The sequence below is a fragment of the Brassicibacter thermophilus genome, assembly GCF_055378355.1.
Window position 1 is genome coordinate 384,775 of record NZ_AP042446.1, and the last position, 14,180, is coordinate 398,954.

A 14,180-nucleotide genomic window follows, 5' to 3' on the forward strand; every position below is an offset into this window, starting at 1 on the left:
AGGCAACAAAATCAGGCTTGAATTTTAAGCCTGATTTTGTTAATCACCATATACTTCTTCTGGAACTGTAATATCATTGTCTTCTTCTGTAGTTAATTCTAATATCTGTTGTTTCAGATCTTTCACTTCTTTTTTTAAATCTGTATTTTCATCAGTCAAATCATTTAACTTTTGTGATAATGAATTATTTTCACTTTTTAATTTACTATTACTATCAGAAAGACTATCTATTTTTTTATTTGATTTTTCTATTGTTTTATTTAATTCTACAATATTTTTATTAAGTTCAGTATTAGTATCTTCAAGAGATTGAATGTTTTCTGTTAAAATGGTATTGTCATTTTCTAAGACTAGTTTTTCTTCATTTAAAGTTTCAATTTGTGATTTACATTCTTCTACAAACTGATTAAGTGATTTTATTTCATTGATTTTTTCATTTAATGTTTTAGTTAAATTTTCAATATTACTATAAAGTTTTTCTATGTGAGGTATAAGTCTAGGTGCTATAACATCTAGAATTTGATTTTGATATGAGGATAATATAATTTTACTTATACTAGGCACGTTAATTTCTGTTTTATTAGTCATATCAGCTTTAGCTTCTAGTTTTTTTTGTAAAAGTTCTTCATTTTGCCAATCAACATGCTGTGCTATTTGCTCAATCAAATCTACAGTATCTTTATCATTATTTTTATTTAACAAAGCTTTCCAAAATTCATTCATCAAATATTTTCGTGAAAAACTTATTTCCTTTTCTTCGTCAATATAGTTATTTAGATACTTTAACCTTATAGTTCCTTTTATAGGATAGCTCCTACGTTTGAATAATGCACTAATAAATTGCTTATTATTTATATTTAATTCTATAGGTATAGAACATTCTTCATCTTTTAAAGTTACTGGATTTATATGTAGTATATAATCCTTTACACTTCCTTCAACTGAAAAGAAAACTGTTGGATTATAGTTTAAATTTTTATTTTTTCTAATCTTAATTTTAAAAGAGCCATCATTATTTTCAATAATCTTAAAATCTTCAATTATATCTTCAGTAGTAGCTGCTCTTACTTTTATCTTATTTTGAACTTGACTGGTAAACCAAGAACTGGTGTCTATGTTTACTATAAATACTAATGCTACTAATGCTCCTCCTATTAACACGATTATTGTTTTATATATAACACTAGATAACTTTTTCTTTTTATTATTCACAACAAATTCACCTCCTCAATTTTTTGATTAAATCAATTTTTATGTTCTTCATGGTATCCTAATAATTTACATATAATCGTAAAAGCTTCTGCTCTAGTTATGTTATTACCTGGTTTAAATGTCCCATCAGGATACCCTTCTATGATATTCATATATACACCAGCCCTAACATATTCAAATGCCCAGTTTTGAATAGCATTCTTATCGGTAAAATTAATATCAAATTCTTCATCTATTTTTTTATTAAATGCTCTCATAGCTGCTGTTATCATTTCTTCTCTAGTTATATTATTATTTGGTTTGAACATTTTATTTGGATATCCTTCTATAAACCCATTTTCAGTACCAGCTTTTATGTATCCTTTTACCCAAGCAGGTATAGGATCTATATATCCAGTAAAGCCTTCTTTCTCTTCTAGTCCTATAGCCTTTGCAATAAGTATTGCAGTCTCTGCTCTAGTAATATAGTTTTCAGGTCTTATAGTGCCATCAGGATAACCTTGTATGATTCCATGCTCTAATAATGTTTCTATACAATCATGTGCCCAATGACCATCAGTATCAATAGCTTTGTCTTTCTTATTATTATCAGGTTTCTGATATTCTGGATTTTCATGTGAGTTAATGATAAAAGCTACTGTTGCTTTTAGACCTTGAAGTTCATTTCCAGCATTTTCATCCATGTGAACCGTATATTCTAAGTCTATATATTTGTTTTTTCTAATATTAAATTTATTTTTTAATGGTAAGTCATAGCCTTGGTAATTTTTATTATCTTTGATGTATAGCATTTCAAAAAAGCTTTTATCATATATTGTATTTGTAAATATGAGCATAGTTCCTTTTTTTATAGTTAGCTTCATACTTTTAGCATATAGTTCATATAACTTTTCATCTTCAACAGGAGTATATTCCTCACCTTGAAGCTTTTCTAGTTTTATTTTTAGTCCCAAATTTGTAACTTTTATTCTATCTGAGTAATTGTTATATATTCTAATAGTTCCACTTCTAGTTATTCCTGGAGCCCACAAGCCATTGCCTATATTCCCTTTAGTATGAAATATAGGACCACCATTAGATTTTTCTCCATGAATATATAGGGTTAAGTCTGGTTGAATTTTGTTATTAGCATAAGCTATTTGATTGTTTGTATAAAAAAATGATGTGAAAGTAATAACAATTAATAATAACAATGAAGTTATCTTTAATATTTGTATTTTATGCATTTATTCACCTCCTATCTATAGAGCTGAGGAGAATGCAAAACTAGATTCTCCGCAACTCTATAAAAAAGAAGTTCAAAAGCCCACATACCTGATTTATTTCTAGGTTTTGGACTTTTGATAATCCTAAAAATTAACTGCCACTTTTAATTTTTTGGTATTTGCCAACTAGTATTACCGATTTGAGTAGCCTCAAGGTTAAACTTGAGTGTAACATTCTTACCTTGATATTTGTTATCTGCTTTCTCTGGCAATCTAAATTTTATGTAAAAGTTTCCATCTCTATTATCAGTATAAATTTTACCTATATAATAGTTTTTTAATTGATTTATGTAATACCAATTTTCATCATCTCCAAAACTCACTTGTAGATAATTCCAATCTTGACGATTATTATTATCTTCTTTATATTTACCATCAAAAAGAATTTTACTTCCACTTACGTATTCGATATCTTTTATTCTGTACATTAAATCAAGTGATCCAGTATTTGTAACAGTTATTTTTTTTCCTGCTTCCCATCCTGGATATATATTATTACCATTGTTTAAATTAGTAGTAAATTCACTATTTCCAATACCGCCAATTTCTAATGTACCAGTTTCAAAAACATTGTTTTCACTTGTAGCACTACTTGTAAACCAAGCATATGTTCCTAATCCTGCACCAAAAGCTAATAGTCCAATTAACATTAATATTAAAACTAATCTTTTTTTCATTTACAAATTCCTCCTTTAGTCCCATACTATTTTTTAATTTTTTTGATACAATAATAATGAAAAGTTTTTTGTATTTCATTTTAAGGTGGGCTATCTTGACGGAGATAGTCCTGTCTTGTTTTTTTGAATATACTTCTCACCTCCTAATATGTTTTTTCATACATTGCTTATTTTTTTCTAAATATATTAGTATATTAAAAATAAATAATTACTTTAGTTTAAAGATTTTTAGTGTGGAAACTGCATAATAAAGTATTTGAGAATTTTGACTTTTTAGTAATTATGCAAGTTCTTAAGCTTGTTTTTTAGGATTATCATTTTTACTGTTTTTTAATTCAGATAATGTTTTTTTAAGTTCACTAGCTATCAAGTATATAATAGGTATTAATATTAAAAATATAAAACCAAATGGACTTCTTATAAAGTTTGCTATGTAACCTCCTTTAGGGATATTAAATGCTAGTATTCCTATTAGCTGTTTTGAAGAAACTAAATTACTATCATCTGTGTTGTTTGCATCACCCCTTGTCCTAAACTTAATTTCTTTACCTTGGTTTAGTACCTCTACTACTCTATGTGTCACTAATGAATCTGAGTCCATTCTAAATGTTATGACATCTCCCTTATTAACATCTTCTGGTTTTATTTCCTTTACTACTATCATGTCCCCAGGTTCAAGACTAGGTCTCATGCTTCCAGATAATACTGACATAGGTTTATATCCCAATATGGAAGGTATTTCCTGAAGATTTCTTCTTGCTTTTATAACTGAATAAAATGATAAAGTGACTATAAATATAAGGAAAATAATAAATATATTTGTTATCCATCTAAAAATTTTTTTTAACAAAAAATCATCCCCTTTTGTTTACTTATATTTATTAACATAAGTTATGTTTTAATTATTTTTTATAATATAGATACATGTACATTTCGTTGTTTACTTTTTAAGTATATGCTGACAGTTATCATTTAGAACAAAAATTTGGACAAATAAATAAAAACTTATATCAAAATATAAAATGGAAATATGATTTAAAATATAGTAGTATATATTTAATAAGATTTGTATGGAGGTAGGATATAATGGAAAATAAAAATGATCCAGTAATAGCCATAAGGGATTTAGAAATGAGCTTTGGAACTAAGAAAGTATTAAAAGGAATAAATTTAGATGTATACAATGGACAAATTATCGGATATATAGGTCCAAATGGCGCAGGGAAAAGTACTACAGTTAAAATAATGTTAGGCATTATTGGAGGATATAAAGGACAGGTAAAAATATTAGGACACGATATATCAGATGGTTCTGTAGAATACAAGGCAAAGATTGGATATGTACCTGAGACTGCAGATATGTATGATAATTTAACTGCAAGAGAATACCTGACTTTTGTAGGAGAATTGTATGGACTTGAATATGAGAAAGCTGACAAAAAAGCTAAAAAGCTTATGGACTTATTCAATATAAGTAATGTTTATGATTCTAGGATATCTTCATATTCAAAAGGTATGAAGCAGAAGGTGTTGATTATATCAAGCTTATTAAATGACCCAGAGATATTATTTTTAGACGAACCTTTAAGTGGAATGGATGCTAATAGTGTTATGGTATTTAAAGAGGTATTAAGTGAATTAGCTAATCAAGGGAAAACTATATTTTATTCTTCTCATATTATGGACGTTGTCGAAAAAATAAGCAGTAGAATAGTTCTTATAAATCAAGGACAAATAGTTGCAGATGGAAGCTTTGATGAATTAAAGACTAAATCTACAGAAGGATCTCTAGAAGAAATATTTAATCAACTTACAGGATTTAATGAGCATAAAGAAATAGCAAACCAGTTTGTATCTACAGTTAAAGAGGTGTAGGGTATGGAAAATTTTAGAGCTTTAAAAGTTATAGACAAGTTTAGAAGATTTTTTGAAAGACTTGGAGTAGATTATGAAATAATGAGAAAAATACTTCAAGTAAAGCTTACTTTAGACGGAAGAAGAGTACCTACTATAATGAATAGTTCATCAATGAAAAAGGAAGGAAACAACTTCGTGAAATCCTTATGGATGTACTTAATAATAAGCGCAATTATGCTTCCATTTATTTTATTTGGTAAAAACTATTTATTTCAAATGAGTATTGTATTTGGGATATCTATGTTTATGATTATGACATCTATGGTTTCTGATTTTTCTTCAGTACTTTTGGACATAAGAGATAAAAATATAATATTAACAAAACCAGTAAATAGTAAGACATTAAGTATAGCAAAAATTGTACATATATTAATTTATATGTTTTATATTACAGCTGCTATCTGCGGTATCCCACTTATAGCAGGGCTGTTTAAGCATGGAATAGTATTTTTCCTTGTATTTTTAATAGAAATAATACTTATGGATTTATTCATAGTAGTGTTAACTGCTCTAATATATTTACTAATATTAAAATTTTATGATGGGGAAAAATTAAAAGACATAATAAATTATGTTCAAATAGTTTTAACTATAGCTATAACTATAGGCTATCAATTAATAGGAAGGTTATTTGATTTTGCTGATATAGGAAAAATGGTATTTTCTCCAAAATGGTGGCAGTATTTTATAGCACCAATATGGTTTTCAGCTCCTTTCGAGTTTTTTATAAATGGTATGAAAAATTTCTATATAATAACTTTTTCAATTTTAGCTATAATTATACCGATTATTTCCATATTTATATATGTGAAATTAGTTCCTTCCTTTGAGAAAAATTTGCAGAAGTTAAACAACAATAATAGTAATGATAAAGTAAAAAATAAAAGGCTTTCTTACTTTATATCAACACTTATATGCAAAGGTAAAAAAGAAAGAACATTCTACAGATTTACAGCTGATATGATAAAAAGTGAAAGAGTGTTTAAACTCAGAGTTTATCCTTCACTGGGTTTTTCTATAATATTTCCCTTTATATTTCTATTTAATAATGTAAAAAATGGTGGATGGAATAGCATACCTTCATCTAAACTATATTTATACATATATTTCATAGCTATATTAGTTCCAACTATAATAACAACTATGGGATATTCGGGAAGTTATAAAGGTGCATGGGTTTATAGAATTGTACCATTAGATGATACAACTCCAATATTTAAAGGTTCATTAAAAGCAATTTTAGTAAGGCTAATTCTTCCTATGTATATTATTGATAGCATAATATTTATGATTATATTTAAGGGTAAAATAATTATAGATTTGATTGTTGTATTTTTAAACATAATGCTATTTACAATAATTTGCTTTAAGATATCAAAAAAATCACTCCCATTTTCTAATGCCTTTAATTCAGCCCAAAATAAAGGGGAAGGACTAATATTTTTACCTATGTTTGTTATTTTGGGAATTTTGGTATTGATACACTATTTTTCTACTAAATCAGTTTATGGGATATATATTTACATGATGATATTAATTATTGTAAATATTATTTCATGGAGAAGTGTATTTAATGTACCTTTTAAGGAACTAAATGATTAAGATTATTTTAGAATTTATTTTTTATATAAATACAATATTCTTTAGTTTAAACTAATGAGGAAATTGCATAATAAAGTAATTTTAGAAATTTTGACCTTGTAGTAATTATGCAATTTCCTCTAATATTTAGTTGCTTTTTTGGAATAATAAAGATATACTTAAACAGCAAAACAAAAAAGGAAGGAAGATAAACTTTTAATATGGAAAAATTAAGATTCGAAGATATGGAAATATCACAAGAAATAAAAAAAGCAGTATCTGATATGGGATTTGAAGAAGCCTCACCTATTCAATCTCAAGCTATACCATATATTTTAAAAGGGATTGACATAATAGGCCAAGCTCAAACTGGTACAGGAAAAACTGCAGCATTTGGTATACCTCTTATTGAAATGAACGAAACAAACAATAGGGCGATTCAAGCAATAGTACTATGTCCTACTAGAGAGCTTTCAATTCAAGTAGCAGAGGAAATAAAAAAATTGTCAAAGTATAAGGAAGATTTATATGTACTGCCTGTATATGGAGGGCAAGCTATTGTTAGGCAAATAAAAGCTTTAAAAAAAGGAGTACATATAGTTATAGGTACACCAGGAAGAGTGATAGACCACATAAAAAGAGGGACTTTGAAAACTGACAATATAAAAACACTTGTACTTGATGAAGCTGATGAGATGTTTGATATGGGATTTAGAGATGATATTGAGTTTATAGTTAATAGTATTCCAGAAGGCAGACAAACTATCTTTTTTTCAGCAACTATGCCTAGGGAGATAATGAGATTTGCTCAGAAATATCAAAGAAATCCAAAAATTATAAAGGTCGTTCATAAAGAACTTACAGTTCCTAAAATTGAACAGTATTATTTTGAAGTTAAAGAGAGAATTAAAACTGAAATATTATCTAGACTTTTGGATATATACAATCCAAAACTTGCTCTTGTTTTTTGTAATACCAAAAAGCGTGTAAATGATTTAGTTATGCAGCTTCAAGGAAGAGGATATTTTGCAGATGCACTTCATGGAGACCTAAAACAATCTCAGAGAGACAAAGTAATGGCGAAATTTAGAAATGGCAATATAGACATATTAGTTGCTACTGATGTAGCAGCAAGAGGAATAGATGTAGATGACATAGACATAGTGTTTAACTATGATATCCCACAGGATGTAGAGTATTATGTCCATAGGATAGGTAGAACTGCAAGGGTAGGAAGAGAAGGAAAAGCCTTTAGCTTTGCAACAGGAAAAGATATGTATAAGCTTAAAGATATTCAAAGATATACTAAAACAAAAATTTTGAGACAAGAGATTCCTAGCCTATCCGATGTAGAAAAGAAGCAAACTAATATTTTATTAGAGAAGATTAAACATGAAATAAATGGAGGACAGCTTTCTAAATATGAAAAAATCATAAGTATCCTTCTTGAAGAAGAATATGATTCTACTAGTATATCTTCTGCACTTTTAAAGCTTTATTTAGAAGAAAATAAGAAAACAGAACATGAAGAAATAGAAATACCTAAAAAAAGAAAAGTAATAGCTGAACCAGGGATGGTAAGATTGTTTATAAACATTGGAAAAAGAGAAAAAGTAAGTCCTAGAAATATAGTAGGTGTTATCGTAAATAAAGTTGGTATTTCTAAAAAAGATATAGGTAAGATTGATATTTACAATAAATTTACTTTTATTGAAGTACCAAAACAATATGCTGATAAAGTTATTGATGAATTTAGAAATATAAAAATAAAAGGACACAAGATAAATGTTGAGATAGCAAAACCAAAAGGAAAATAAAGAAATAAGTAAAAAGCTAAGGAAAAGAACCTTAGCTTTTTACATTAATAAATTTTATGGGTGTAGGAGTTCATTAATTTTATTTTTGAAGTATTGGATATCTCCTTCTTTTCCATAACTTCCTAATCTGGTTTCTAATATATTTTCTTTACTATCAACAAAAAGGGTTGTAGGTGTAGCTGCTATACTTCGTACGAAATTCTTATTAAATTCTTTGCTAGGTATTATATTAATAAATTTCAAATTCATATTTTCCGATATTTTTTTAGCACTTTCATAATTTTTTTTGCCATCTAAAACTATGCCTACAGAATTAACATTTTTCATATTGAAATACGGTTGTAAATGATTAAGAGCGTCCAGCTCTCCTATACATACACTTCATTTAGGAGACCAAATACTAACTATAGTTAGGTCGTAGTTTTTGAATATATCATTATTTATTTCTTTGCCATAAATGTCAGTTGAAGTAAAAGGTGGAACTTGGTCTATTTTATCAATCTTACTGTCTATAATTCCTCTTTTTTGAAGAAGTCTAAAGGAAAGGTAAATAATCAACAATATTAAAATTATATCTACAATTTTACTTAGGATTTTTTTCATATTAGCAACCTCCCTGCAGAATACCCCCCTACCCTATTTTAATTATCATTATACAATATATTTAATGATTCCACAAGCTGAATGTTTACTTATATTCCCTTCTTAGTTTTGGATATAAAATACCATGCTATAGCGTAAGCTAATGCTGTAAAGATAAACATTGATTTAAAGCTAGTAAGATCTATTACTCCTCCAAGAAAGAGAGGGCCTAATATAGCTGCAAGGGAAGAAGAGAAGTAGTATAATCCTGTATAAGTTCCGATTTTTTCCTCGCTAGTCATTGCTACTACCATAGGATAAGAATTTATATTTACTAATGCCCAAAAAAATCCTCCTATAGCCATAAGGATGAGCATAACCATTTCTATAAAAGGAAGTATTGTGCCGATCATAGCTAATAATATAAATACTACCATATCTCCTGTTAATCCTATTAGAATAGTTTTTCGCTTTCCTAATTTAGATCCGATAAATCCTGCAGGTATAGCAAAAGCTAAAAAAGATCCTGCAAAAATACTTAGTATAAAAGAAGATCTGCTTACAGTTAGACCTAAGAAATAAACGCAATAATTACTAAATGTAGCTTCTACGCCTTGATATCCTACAAACCAGAAAAATATTGCTAGCAATATAAATAGAGTTGTCTTATCATTGTCTTTTATGATTTCCTTAACTGCAGCAATGATTTTTATCTTTTGCTTTTCAGATTTTACACCTATTTTAGGTTCTTTTATAAACTTAATTAGCATAAATAATGCAAAAAACATCAGTATAGCTGTTAATATAAAAGGATATAATCTATTTGCATCATATAGAAAAGACCCGCCCATAAGAACCAATACTGAAGCAAGCCCTCCCATGAAATTTATTATACCATTAGCCTTACTTCTGAGAGGAGGAGGGGTGATATCAGGCATCAAGGCAACAGTTGGAGCACGAAATATGGCCATAGAGAAGTTGATGATAGTGAGTACTATCATAAAATTTAAAAAACTTGTATATTGAGGAAGAAGTACAAACATCAATGCAGAGATAGGTATACCGACCATTAAATAAGGCATTCTTCGACCAAATCTAGTGTTTGTTCTATCACTTAGTGAGCCAATAAATGGTATTAAGCTGACTGCTAGTATATTATCTAAGACCATTATAGCGTTTATCTGAAATTGGCTGTCTAAGAAATCTCTTAAAAATATCGGAACATATACATTATAAAGAGGCCATACTAAGCTTATAGCAAAAAAGCCAAAGCCTAGTATAAATGTCTTCTTATAATCAAGTTTTAATTGTTTTGTATTTTCCATTACATTTCCTCCTGAATCTTTTCTACAATTTTTTTTGCTTTATCAGGATAATTTGTTATGATTCCAGAAATTTTACCATAAGCTAATTCTTTCATAACCTTTTCATCATTTACTGTATAAGCATTTATAGGGAAATTATTTTTAGCTGCACTTTGTAAGAACTCTTTAGTTACAGTAATGTAATTTGGATGAAGATAATCTACTTTTACATATCTAGCATATTCCCATGGTTCAAATAAGGATGCGATATATAAAATACCAGTTTTTATCTTTGGGTTGATTTCTTTTACTCTTACTAAAGAATAGTGGTCAAATGAGGATATTATTATTCTGTCGATCATATCATATTCTTCTATTAGAGCAATAATTTTCTCTTCTATATTTGGGTAAAAACGATAGCCTATCTTTATTTCAATATTTAAAAATAAAGGAGTGTTTTTCACTAAATCCATTACTTCTCTTAATGTAGGAATTTGAACGCCTTTATATTTTTCAGAAAACCATGAACCTGCATCTAATTTTTTTATTTGATCTAGTGTCATAAAAGCAACCATTCCGCTGCCATTTGTTGTTCTGTCAACTTTTTCATCGTGTATTACTACTAACTTTCTATCCTTTGTCATATGTACATCTAACTCTATAAAATCTGATTTTAATTCAATAGCTTTTCTAAATGCAGGCATAGTATTTTCAGGGGCATATGCCGAAGCACCTCTATGAGCATGTATTTTTGTAATAGACATTTTATACCTCCTATACTTGATATTTGTAATAACTTAATATATTTAGTTCTATACAAAAAAGTGATATCCTTTTAAAAACACTAGATTTAATTAAAATTTTACAATTGAGGAACTTGCAAAATTTCTTATCTATATTATATAATTATGAAAATTTCATAATTATATATGCTTTAGAAATTGAAATAATTATAAATATCAATTATACTTATATTAATAAATGAGGGATTACATAATTTCTCTAGGGTCAAAACTATAAAAATTCCTCAAGTAAACAAATATATAATATATGGGGGTGTGTTTATGGATAATAATGTTAAATTTGTTTTAAAGAAGAGAGTTGAAAAAACTATTGAAAACCTTGAGAAAAACAATATGAGCGGTTATTTTGTTGAAAATGAAGAGGAAGCTATAGAAAAAATCAAAGATATTGTCAAAGAAGGGGCTACTGTTGCTGTAGGCGGTTCCATGACTTTATTTGAAACAGGGATAATTGATTTCTTAAGAAGTGGGAAGTACAATTTTTTAGATAGGTATGAAAAAGGGCTTAGTAAAGATGAGATAGAAGATTTGTTTAGAAAAGCTTTTTCTGCTGATGCGTTTTTTACAAGCAGTAACGCTATTACAGAAAATGGAGAGCTTTACAATGTAGACGGAACGGGAAATAGAGTAGCAGCTATGCTTTACGGACCTGATAAAGTAATAGTTGTTGCAGGAATAAACAAGATTGTTAAAGATTTAAGTGAAGCTGTTGAAAGAAATAAACAGATAGCTGCTCCTGCTAATACTAAAAGATTAAATAAAAATACTCCTTGTGCCAAGACTGGTCATTGCATGGATTGTTCAAGCCCAGACAGAATTTGCAATGAATATGTATTAATAAAGAGACAAAGAGAAAAGGGCAGGATACATGTAATAATTATTAATAAGGAATTAGGTTATTAAAATTATATAAAGAAGTTTTTTAAAGCGGGATTTTTCATAGGAAAGATTCCGCTTTAATTTTGACATTAAAGTAATTATGCAATTTTCTCAAGTTATATTATAATAAAATAAAGTAGAGAGGTTTTTAAAAATAATGATTAACTATAATTTGAAAATTATTTCAATAGAATGGTGGAATTTTAATGGGTAGAATATGGGGAGATAAAAGATATCATACTTTAAATTATGAATTGAGGAAAGAATTTGGACAGAAGGTTATAAAGCTTTCATTAGATGGTGGTTTTACTTGCCCAAATAGAGATGGTACTATTGGCAATAAAGGATGTATATTTTGCAGTGAAGAAGGATCCGGAGAATTTACTGCATCTAGAAAATTAAGTATACAAAACCAAATAGATGAACAGATAAATTTTCTTTCTCCAAAATGGAAGACAAATAAATACATAGCTTATTTTCAAAATTTTACTAACACTTATTCAACTATTGAAGATTTAAGAAAAAAGTATTATGATGCAATATCAAGGGAAGATATAGTAGGATTGGCTATAGCTACTAGACCTGATTGTTTACCTGAAGATGTTTTAGATTTACTTTATGAAATTAATAATAAGACATACTTGTGGGTAGAATTAGGACTTCAAACTATTCATGAAAAAACAGCTAATGTAATAAGAAGAGGATATGATCTTAAATGTTATGAAAAAGCTATAAGTGACCTTAAAGATAGAGGAATAAGAGTAGTAACTCATTTAATACTAGGACTTCCAGGGGAAGAAAAGAAAGATATTTTGGAATCTGTAAAATATGTAGGACATACAAATACATGGGGTATTAAGCTACATCTTATGTATATTCTTGAAAATACTGATTTGTATGAACTATATCAGAAAAGACCATTTCATGTTTTAAGTCAAGATGAATATATATCATTGGTAGTTGATTCATTAGAAGTTTTACCACCTCATATGGTTATCCATAGGTTAACTGGAGATGGGGCAAAAAAGTCATTGATTGCTCCAAGATGGAGTTTAAATAAATTAGCTGTTTTATCTGGCATAGATAAAGAACTTAAATATAGAGATAGCTATCAAGGAAAAAATTATAATGGGGTGTACTTTTATGAAGGAAAAGATAATAGAATTATTAAAAAATAATGATGGGGATTTTATATCTGGTCAAAAAATAAGCGAGAGTTTTGGAGTAAGCCGTGCTGCAATATGGAAGTATATAAATGCCCTCAAAGAAGAAGGCTATAAAATAGAATCTGTATCTAAAAAAGGATATAGGTTGGTTTCATCTCCTGATATATTAACTTATGAAGAAATAAAAGACAAATTAACAACAAAATATATTGGTAGAACATTATATCATTATGATACTATTGATTCTACAAATATAAAGGCAAAAGATCTGGCATCAAAGGGAGTAAAAGATGGTACTATAGTTATATCAGAGGAACAAACTATGGGGAAAGGAAGATTAGGAAGAAGTTGGGCTTCTCCTAAATATAAAGGCATATGGATGTCTATAATTTTAAAACCGAATATAAAGCCAGAAAAACTAGCAAGGGTTACTCAAATAGGTGCTGCAGCTGTGACAAAAGCAGTAAGAAATATGGGAATAGAAGCATTTATTAAATGGCCTAATGACATTGTTATTGGTAATAAAAAGGTATGCGGTATTCTTACAGAGATGAACTGTGAACTAAATAGGATTAATTATTTAGTAGTAGGTATAGGTATAAATGTTAATCTTGAAATGAAAGATATAACTGAAGAGATTTCAAATATAGCGACATCACTTTTAATTGAAAGTGGAAACAAAGTTGACAGAAAAAAATTAGTTGCAGATATATTAAATATTTTTGAAGAAATGTATCAAGATTTTATTAAGACTGGTTATTTAGGTAAAGCACTAGATATATGCAGAAAATATTCCATATTAATAGGGAAAGAAGTTAGAATAATTGATGGCAATAAGGAAATGAAAGCTAAAGTTTTAGGATTAAGTGATGAAGGAGAGTTATTAGTTGACTTTGGCGATGGAAAAGAGAAAAAGTTAATATCTGGAGAGGTATCAGTTAGGGGACTTTATGGATATACATAAAGCAGTGTAATTT

14 protein-coding genes are annotated in these 14,180 nt (G+C 28.1%); 6 read left to right on the forward strand and 8 right to left on the reverse strand.

Translation table 11 applies throughout. The features are described from left to right. Nucleotides 1-39: 39 nt before the first annotated feature. The 4 genes from ACZ41D_RS01890 to ACZ41D_RS01905 all read right to left on the reverse strand — a co-directional run bounded on the left by ACZ41D_RS01890 (nucleotide 40) and on the right by ACZ41D_RS01905 (nucleotide 4,004). Nucleotides 40-1,212, reverse strand: a complete 1,173-nt coding sequence (locus ACZ41D_RS01890; RefSeq protein WP_464152229.1) for a coiled-coil domain-containing protein — start codon at nucleotides 1,210-1,212, stop codon at nucleotides 40-42. A gap of 32 nt (nucleotides 1,213-1,244) precedes the next feature. Next, entirely contained in the window at nucleotides 1,245-2,438 is a 1,194-nt protein-coding gene (locus tag ACZ41D_RS01895) for an S-layer homology domain-containing protein (protein ID WP_464152230.1), read from the reverse strand. 143 nt (nucleotides 2,439-2,581) lie between these two features. Next, on the reverse strand, nucleotides 2,582-3,154 hold the full coding sequence (locus ACZ41D_RS01900) for a TasA family protein (protein ID WP_464152231.1): 573 nt from the start codon (nucleotides 3,152-3,154) through the stop codon (nucleotides 2,582-2,584). A gap of 292 nt (nucleotides 3,155-3,446) precedes the next feature. Next, on the reverse strand, nucleotides 3,447-4,004 hold the full coding sequence (locus ACZ41D_RS01905; protein WP_464152232.1) for a signal peptidase I: 558 nt from the start codon (nucleotides 4,002-4,004) through the stop codon (nucleotides 3,447-3,449). A 236-nt stretch (nucleotides 4,005-4,240) separates the two neighbouring features. On the opposite strand from ACZ41D_RS01905, the gene ACZ41D_RS01910 reads away from it, so the two are divergent. The 3 genes from ACZ41D_RS01910 (at nucleotide 4,241) to ACZ41D_RS01920 (ending at nucleotide 8,469) form a co-directional block, all read left to right on the forward strand. Then, a complete protein-coding gene (locus tag ACZ41D_RS01910; RefSeq protein WP_464152233.1) occupies nucleotides 4,241-5,029 on the forward strand; it encodes an ABC transporter ATP-binding protein in 789 nt (262 codons plus the stop codon). 3 nt (nucleotides 5,030-5,032) lie between these two features. Next, the gene (locus ACZ41D_RS01915; RefSeq protein WP_464152234.1) at nucleotides 5,033-6,673 is read left to right on the forward strand and encodes a hypothetical protein; all 1,641 of its coding nucleotides are present in this window, start codon (nucleotides 5,033-5,035) and stop codon (nucleotides 6,671-6,673) included. A 200-nt stretch (nucleotides 6,674-6,873) separates the two neighbouring features. Further along, complete coding sequence (locus ACZ41D_RS01920) at nucleotides 6,874-8,469, forward strand: DEAD/DEAH box helicase (protein ID WP_464152235.1); 1,596 nt, start codon at nucleotides 6,874-6,876, stop codon at nucleotides 8,467-8,469. Between the two features lie 54 nt (nucleotides 8,470-8,523). On the opposite strand, the gene ACZ41D_RS01925 is transcribed toward ACZ41D_RS01920, so the two are convergent. The 4 genes from ACZ41D_RS01925 to ACZ41D_RS01940 all read right to left on the reverse strand — a co-directional run bounded on the left by ACZ41D_RS01925 (nucleotide 8,524) and on the right by ACZ41D_RS01940 (nucleotide 11,119). Next, nucleotides 8,524-8,796: a hypothetical protein gene (locus tag ACZ41D_RS01925; protein WP_464152236.1), complete on the reverse strand. Its 273-nt coding sequence runs from the start codon at nucleotides 8,794-8,796 to the stop codon at nucleotides 8,524-8,526. 54 nt (nucleotides 8,797-8,850) lie between these two features. Then, complete coding sequence (locus ACZ41D_RS01930) at nucleotides 8,851-9,072, reverse strand: hypothetical protein (protein ID WP_464152237.1); 222 nt, start codon at nucleotides 9,070-9,072, stop codon at nucleotides 8,851-8,853. Between the two features lie 89 nt (nucleotides 9,073-9,161). Continuing rightward, a complete protein-coding gene (locus tag ACZ41D_RS01935; protein ID WP_464152238.1) occupies nucleotides 9,162-10,376 on the reverse strand; it encodes an MFS transporter in 1,215 nt (404 codons plus the stop codon). Next, nucleotides 10,376-11,119, reverse strand: coding sequence for a glycerophosphodiester phosphodiesterase (locus ACZ41D_RS01940; protein ID WP_464152239.1), 744 nt, complete (start codon nucleotides 11,117-11,119; stop codon nucleotides 10,376-10,378). The genes ACZ41D_RS01935 and ACZ41D_RS01940 overlap by 1 nt, the downstream gene beginning before the upstream one ends. Nucleotides 11,120-11,419: 300 nt before the next feature. Here ACZ41D_RS01940 and ACZ41D_RS01945 point away from each other — a divergent pair, with 300 nt between their 5' ends. The 3 genes from ACZ41D_RS01945 to ACZ41D_RS01955 all read left to right on the forward strand — a co-directional run bounded on the left by ACZ41D_RS01945 (nucleotide 11,420) and on the right by ACZ41D_RS01955 (nucleotide 14,167). Then, on the forward strand, nucleotides 11,420-12,061 hold the full coding sequence (locus ACZ41D_RS01945) for a lactate utilization protein (protein ID WP_464152240.1): 642 nt from the start codon (nucleotides 11,420-11,422) through the stop codon (nucleotides 12,059-12,061). 182 nt (nucleotides 12,062-12,243) lie between these two features. Beyond that, nucleotides 12,244-13,215: a tRNA modification radical SAM protein MnmL/YtqA gene (gene mnmL, locus ACZ41D_RS01950; protein WP_464152241.1), complete on the forward strand. Its 972-nt coding sequence runs from the start codon at nucleotides 12,244-12,246 to the stop codon at nucleotides 13,213-13,215. Further along, the gene (locus tag ACZ41D_RS01955; protein ID WP_464152242.1) at nucleotides 13,181-14,167 is read left to right on the forward strand and encodes a biotin--[acetyl-CoA-carboxylase] ligase; all 987 of its coding nucleotides are present in this window, start codon (nucleotides 13,181-13,183) and stop codon (nucleotides 14,165-14,167) included. Before mnmL ends, ACZ41D_RS01955 begins: the two co-directional genes overlap by 35 nt. The last annotated feature ends 13 nt before the right edge of the window (nucleotides 14,168-14,180 follow it).

Excerpts from the sequence above, each read along its gene's own strand:
- ACZ41D_RS01895 (WP_464152230.1), bottom strand. The coding sequence starts at position 2,438 with ATGCATAAAATACAAATATTAAAGATAACTTCATTGTTATTATTAATT.
- ACZ41D_RS01900 (WP_464152231.1), bottom strand. The coding sequence starts at position 3,154 with ATGAAAAAAAGATTAGTTTTAATATTAATGTTAATTGGACTATTAGCT.
- ACZ41D_RS01910 (WP_464152233.1), top strand. The coding sequence starts at position 4,241 with ATGGAAAATAAAAATGATCCAGTAATAGCCATAAGGGATTTAGAAATG.
- ACZ41D_RS01915 (WP_464152234.1), top strand. The coding sequence starts at position 5,033 with ATGGAAAATTTTAGAGCTTTAAAAGTTATAGACAAGTTTAGAAGATTT.
- ACZ41D_RS01920 (WP_464152235.1), top strand. The coding sequence starts at position 6,874 with ATGGAAAAATTAAGATTCGAAGATATGGAAATATCACAAGAAATAAAA.
- ACZ41D_RS01925 (WP_464152236.1), bottom strand. The coding sequence starts at position 8,796 with ATGAAAAATGTTAATTCTGTAGGCATAGTTTTAGATGGCAAAAAAAAT.
- ACZ41D_RS01930 (WP_464152237.1), bottom strand. The coding sequence starts at position 9,072 with ATGAAAAAAATCCTAAGTAAAATTGTAGATATAATTTTAATATTGTTG.
- ACZ41D_RS01935 (WP_464152238.1), bottom strand. The coding sequence starts at position 10,376 with ATGGAAAATACAAAACAATTAAAACTTGATTATAAGAAGACATTTATA.
- ACZ41D_RS01940 (WP_464152239.1), bottom strand. The coding sequence starts at position 11,119 with ATGTCTATTACAAAAATACATGCTCATAGAGGTGCTTCGGCATATGCC.
- ACZ41D_RS01945 (WP_464152240.1), top strand. The coding sequence starts at position 11,420 with ATGGATAATAATGTTAAATTTGTTTTAAAGAAGAGAGTTGAAAAAACT.
- mnmL (WP_464152241.1), top strand. The coding sequence starts at position 12,244 with ATGGGTAGAATATGGGGAGATAAAAGATATCATACTTTAAATTATGAA.
- ACZ41D_RS01955 (WP_464152242.1), top strand. The coding sequence starts at position 13,181 with ATGAAGGAAAAGATAATAGAATTATTAAAAAATAATGATGGGGATTTT.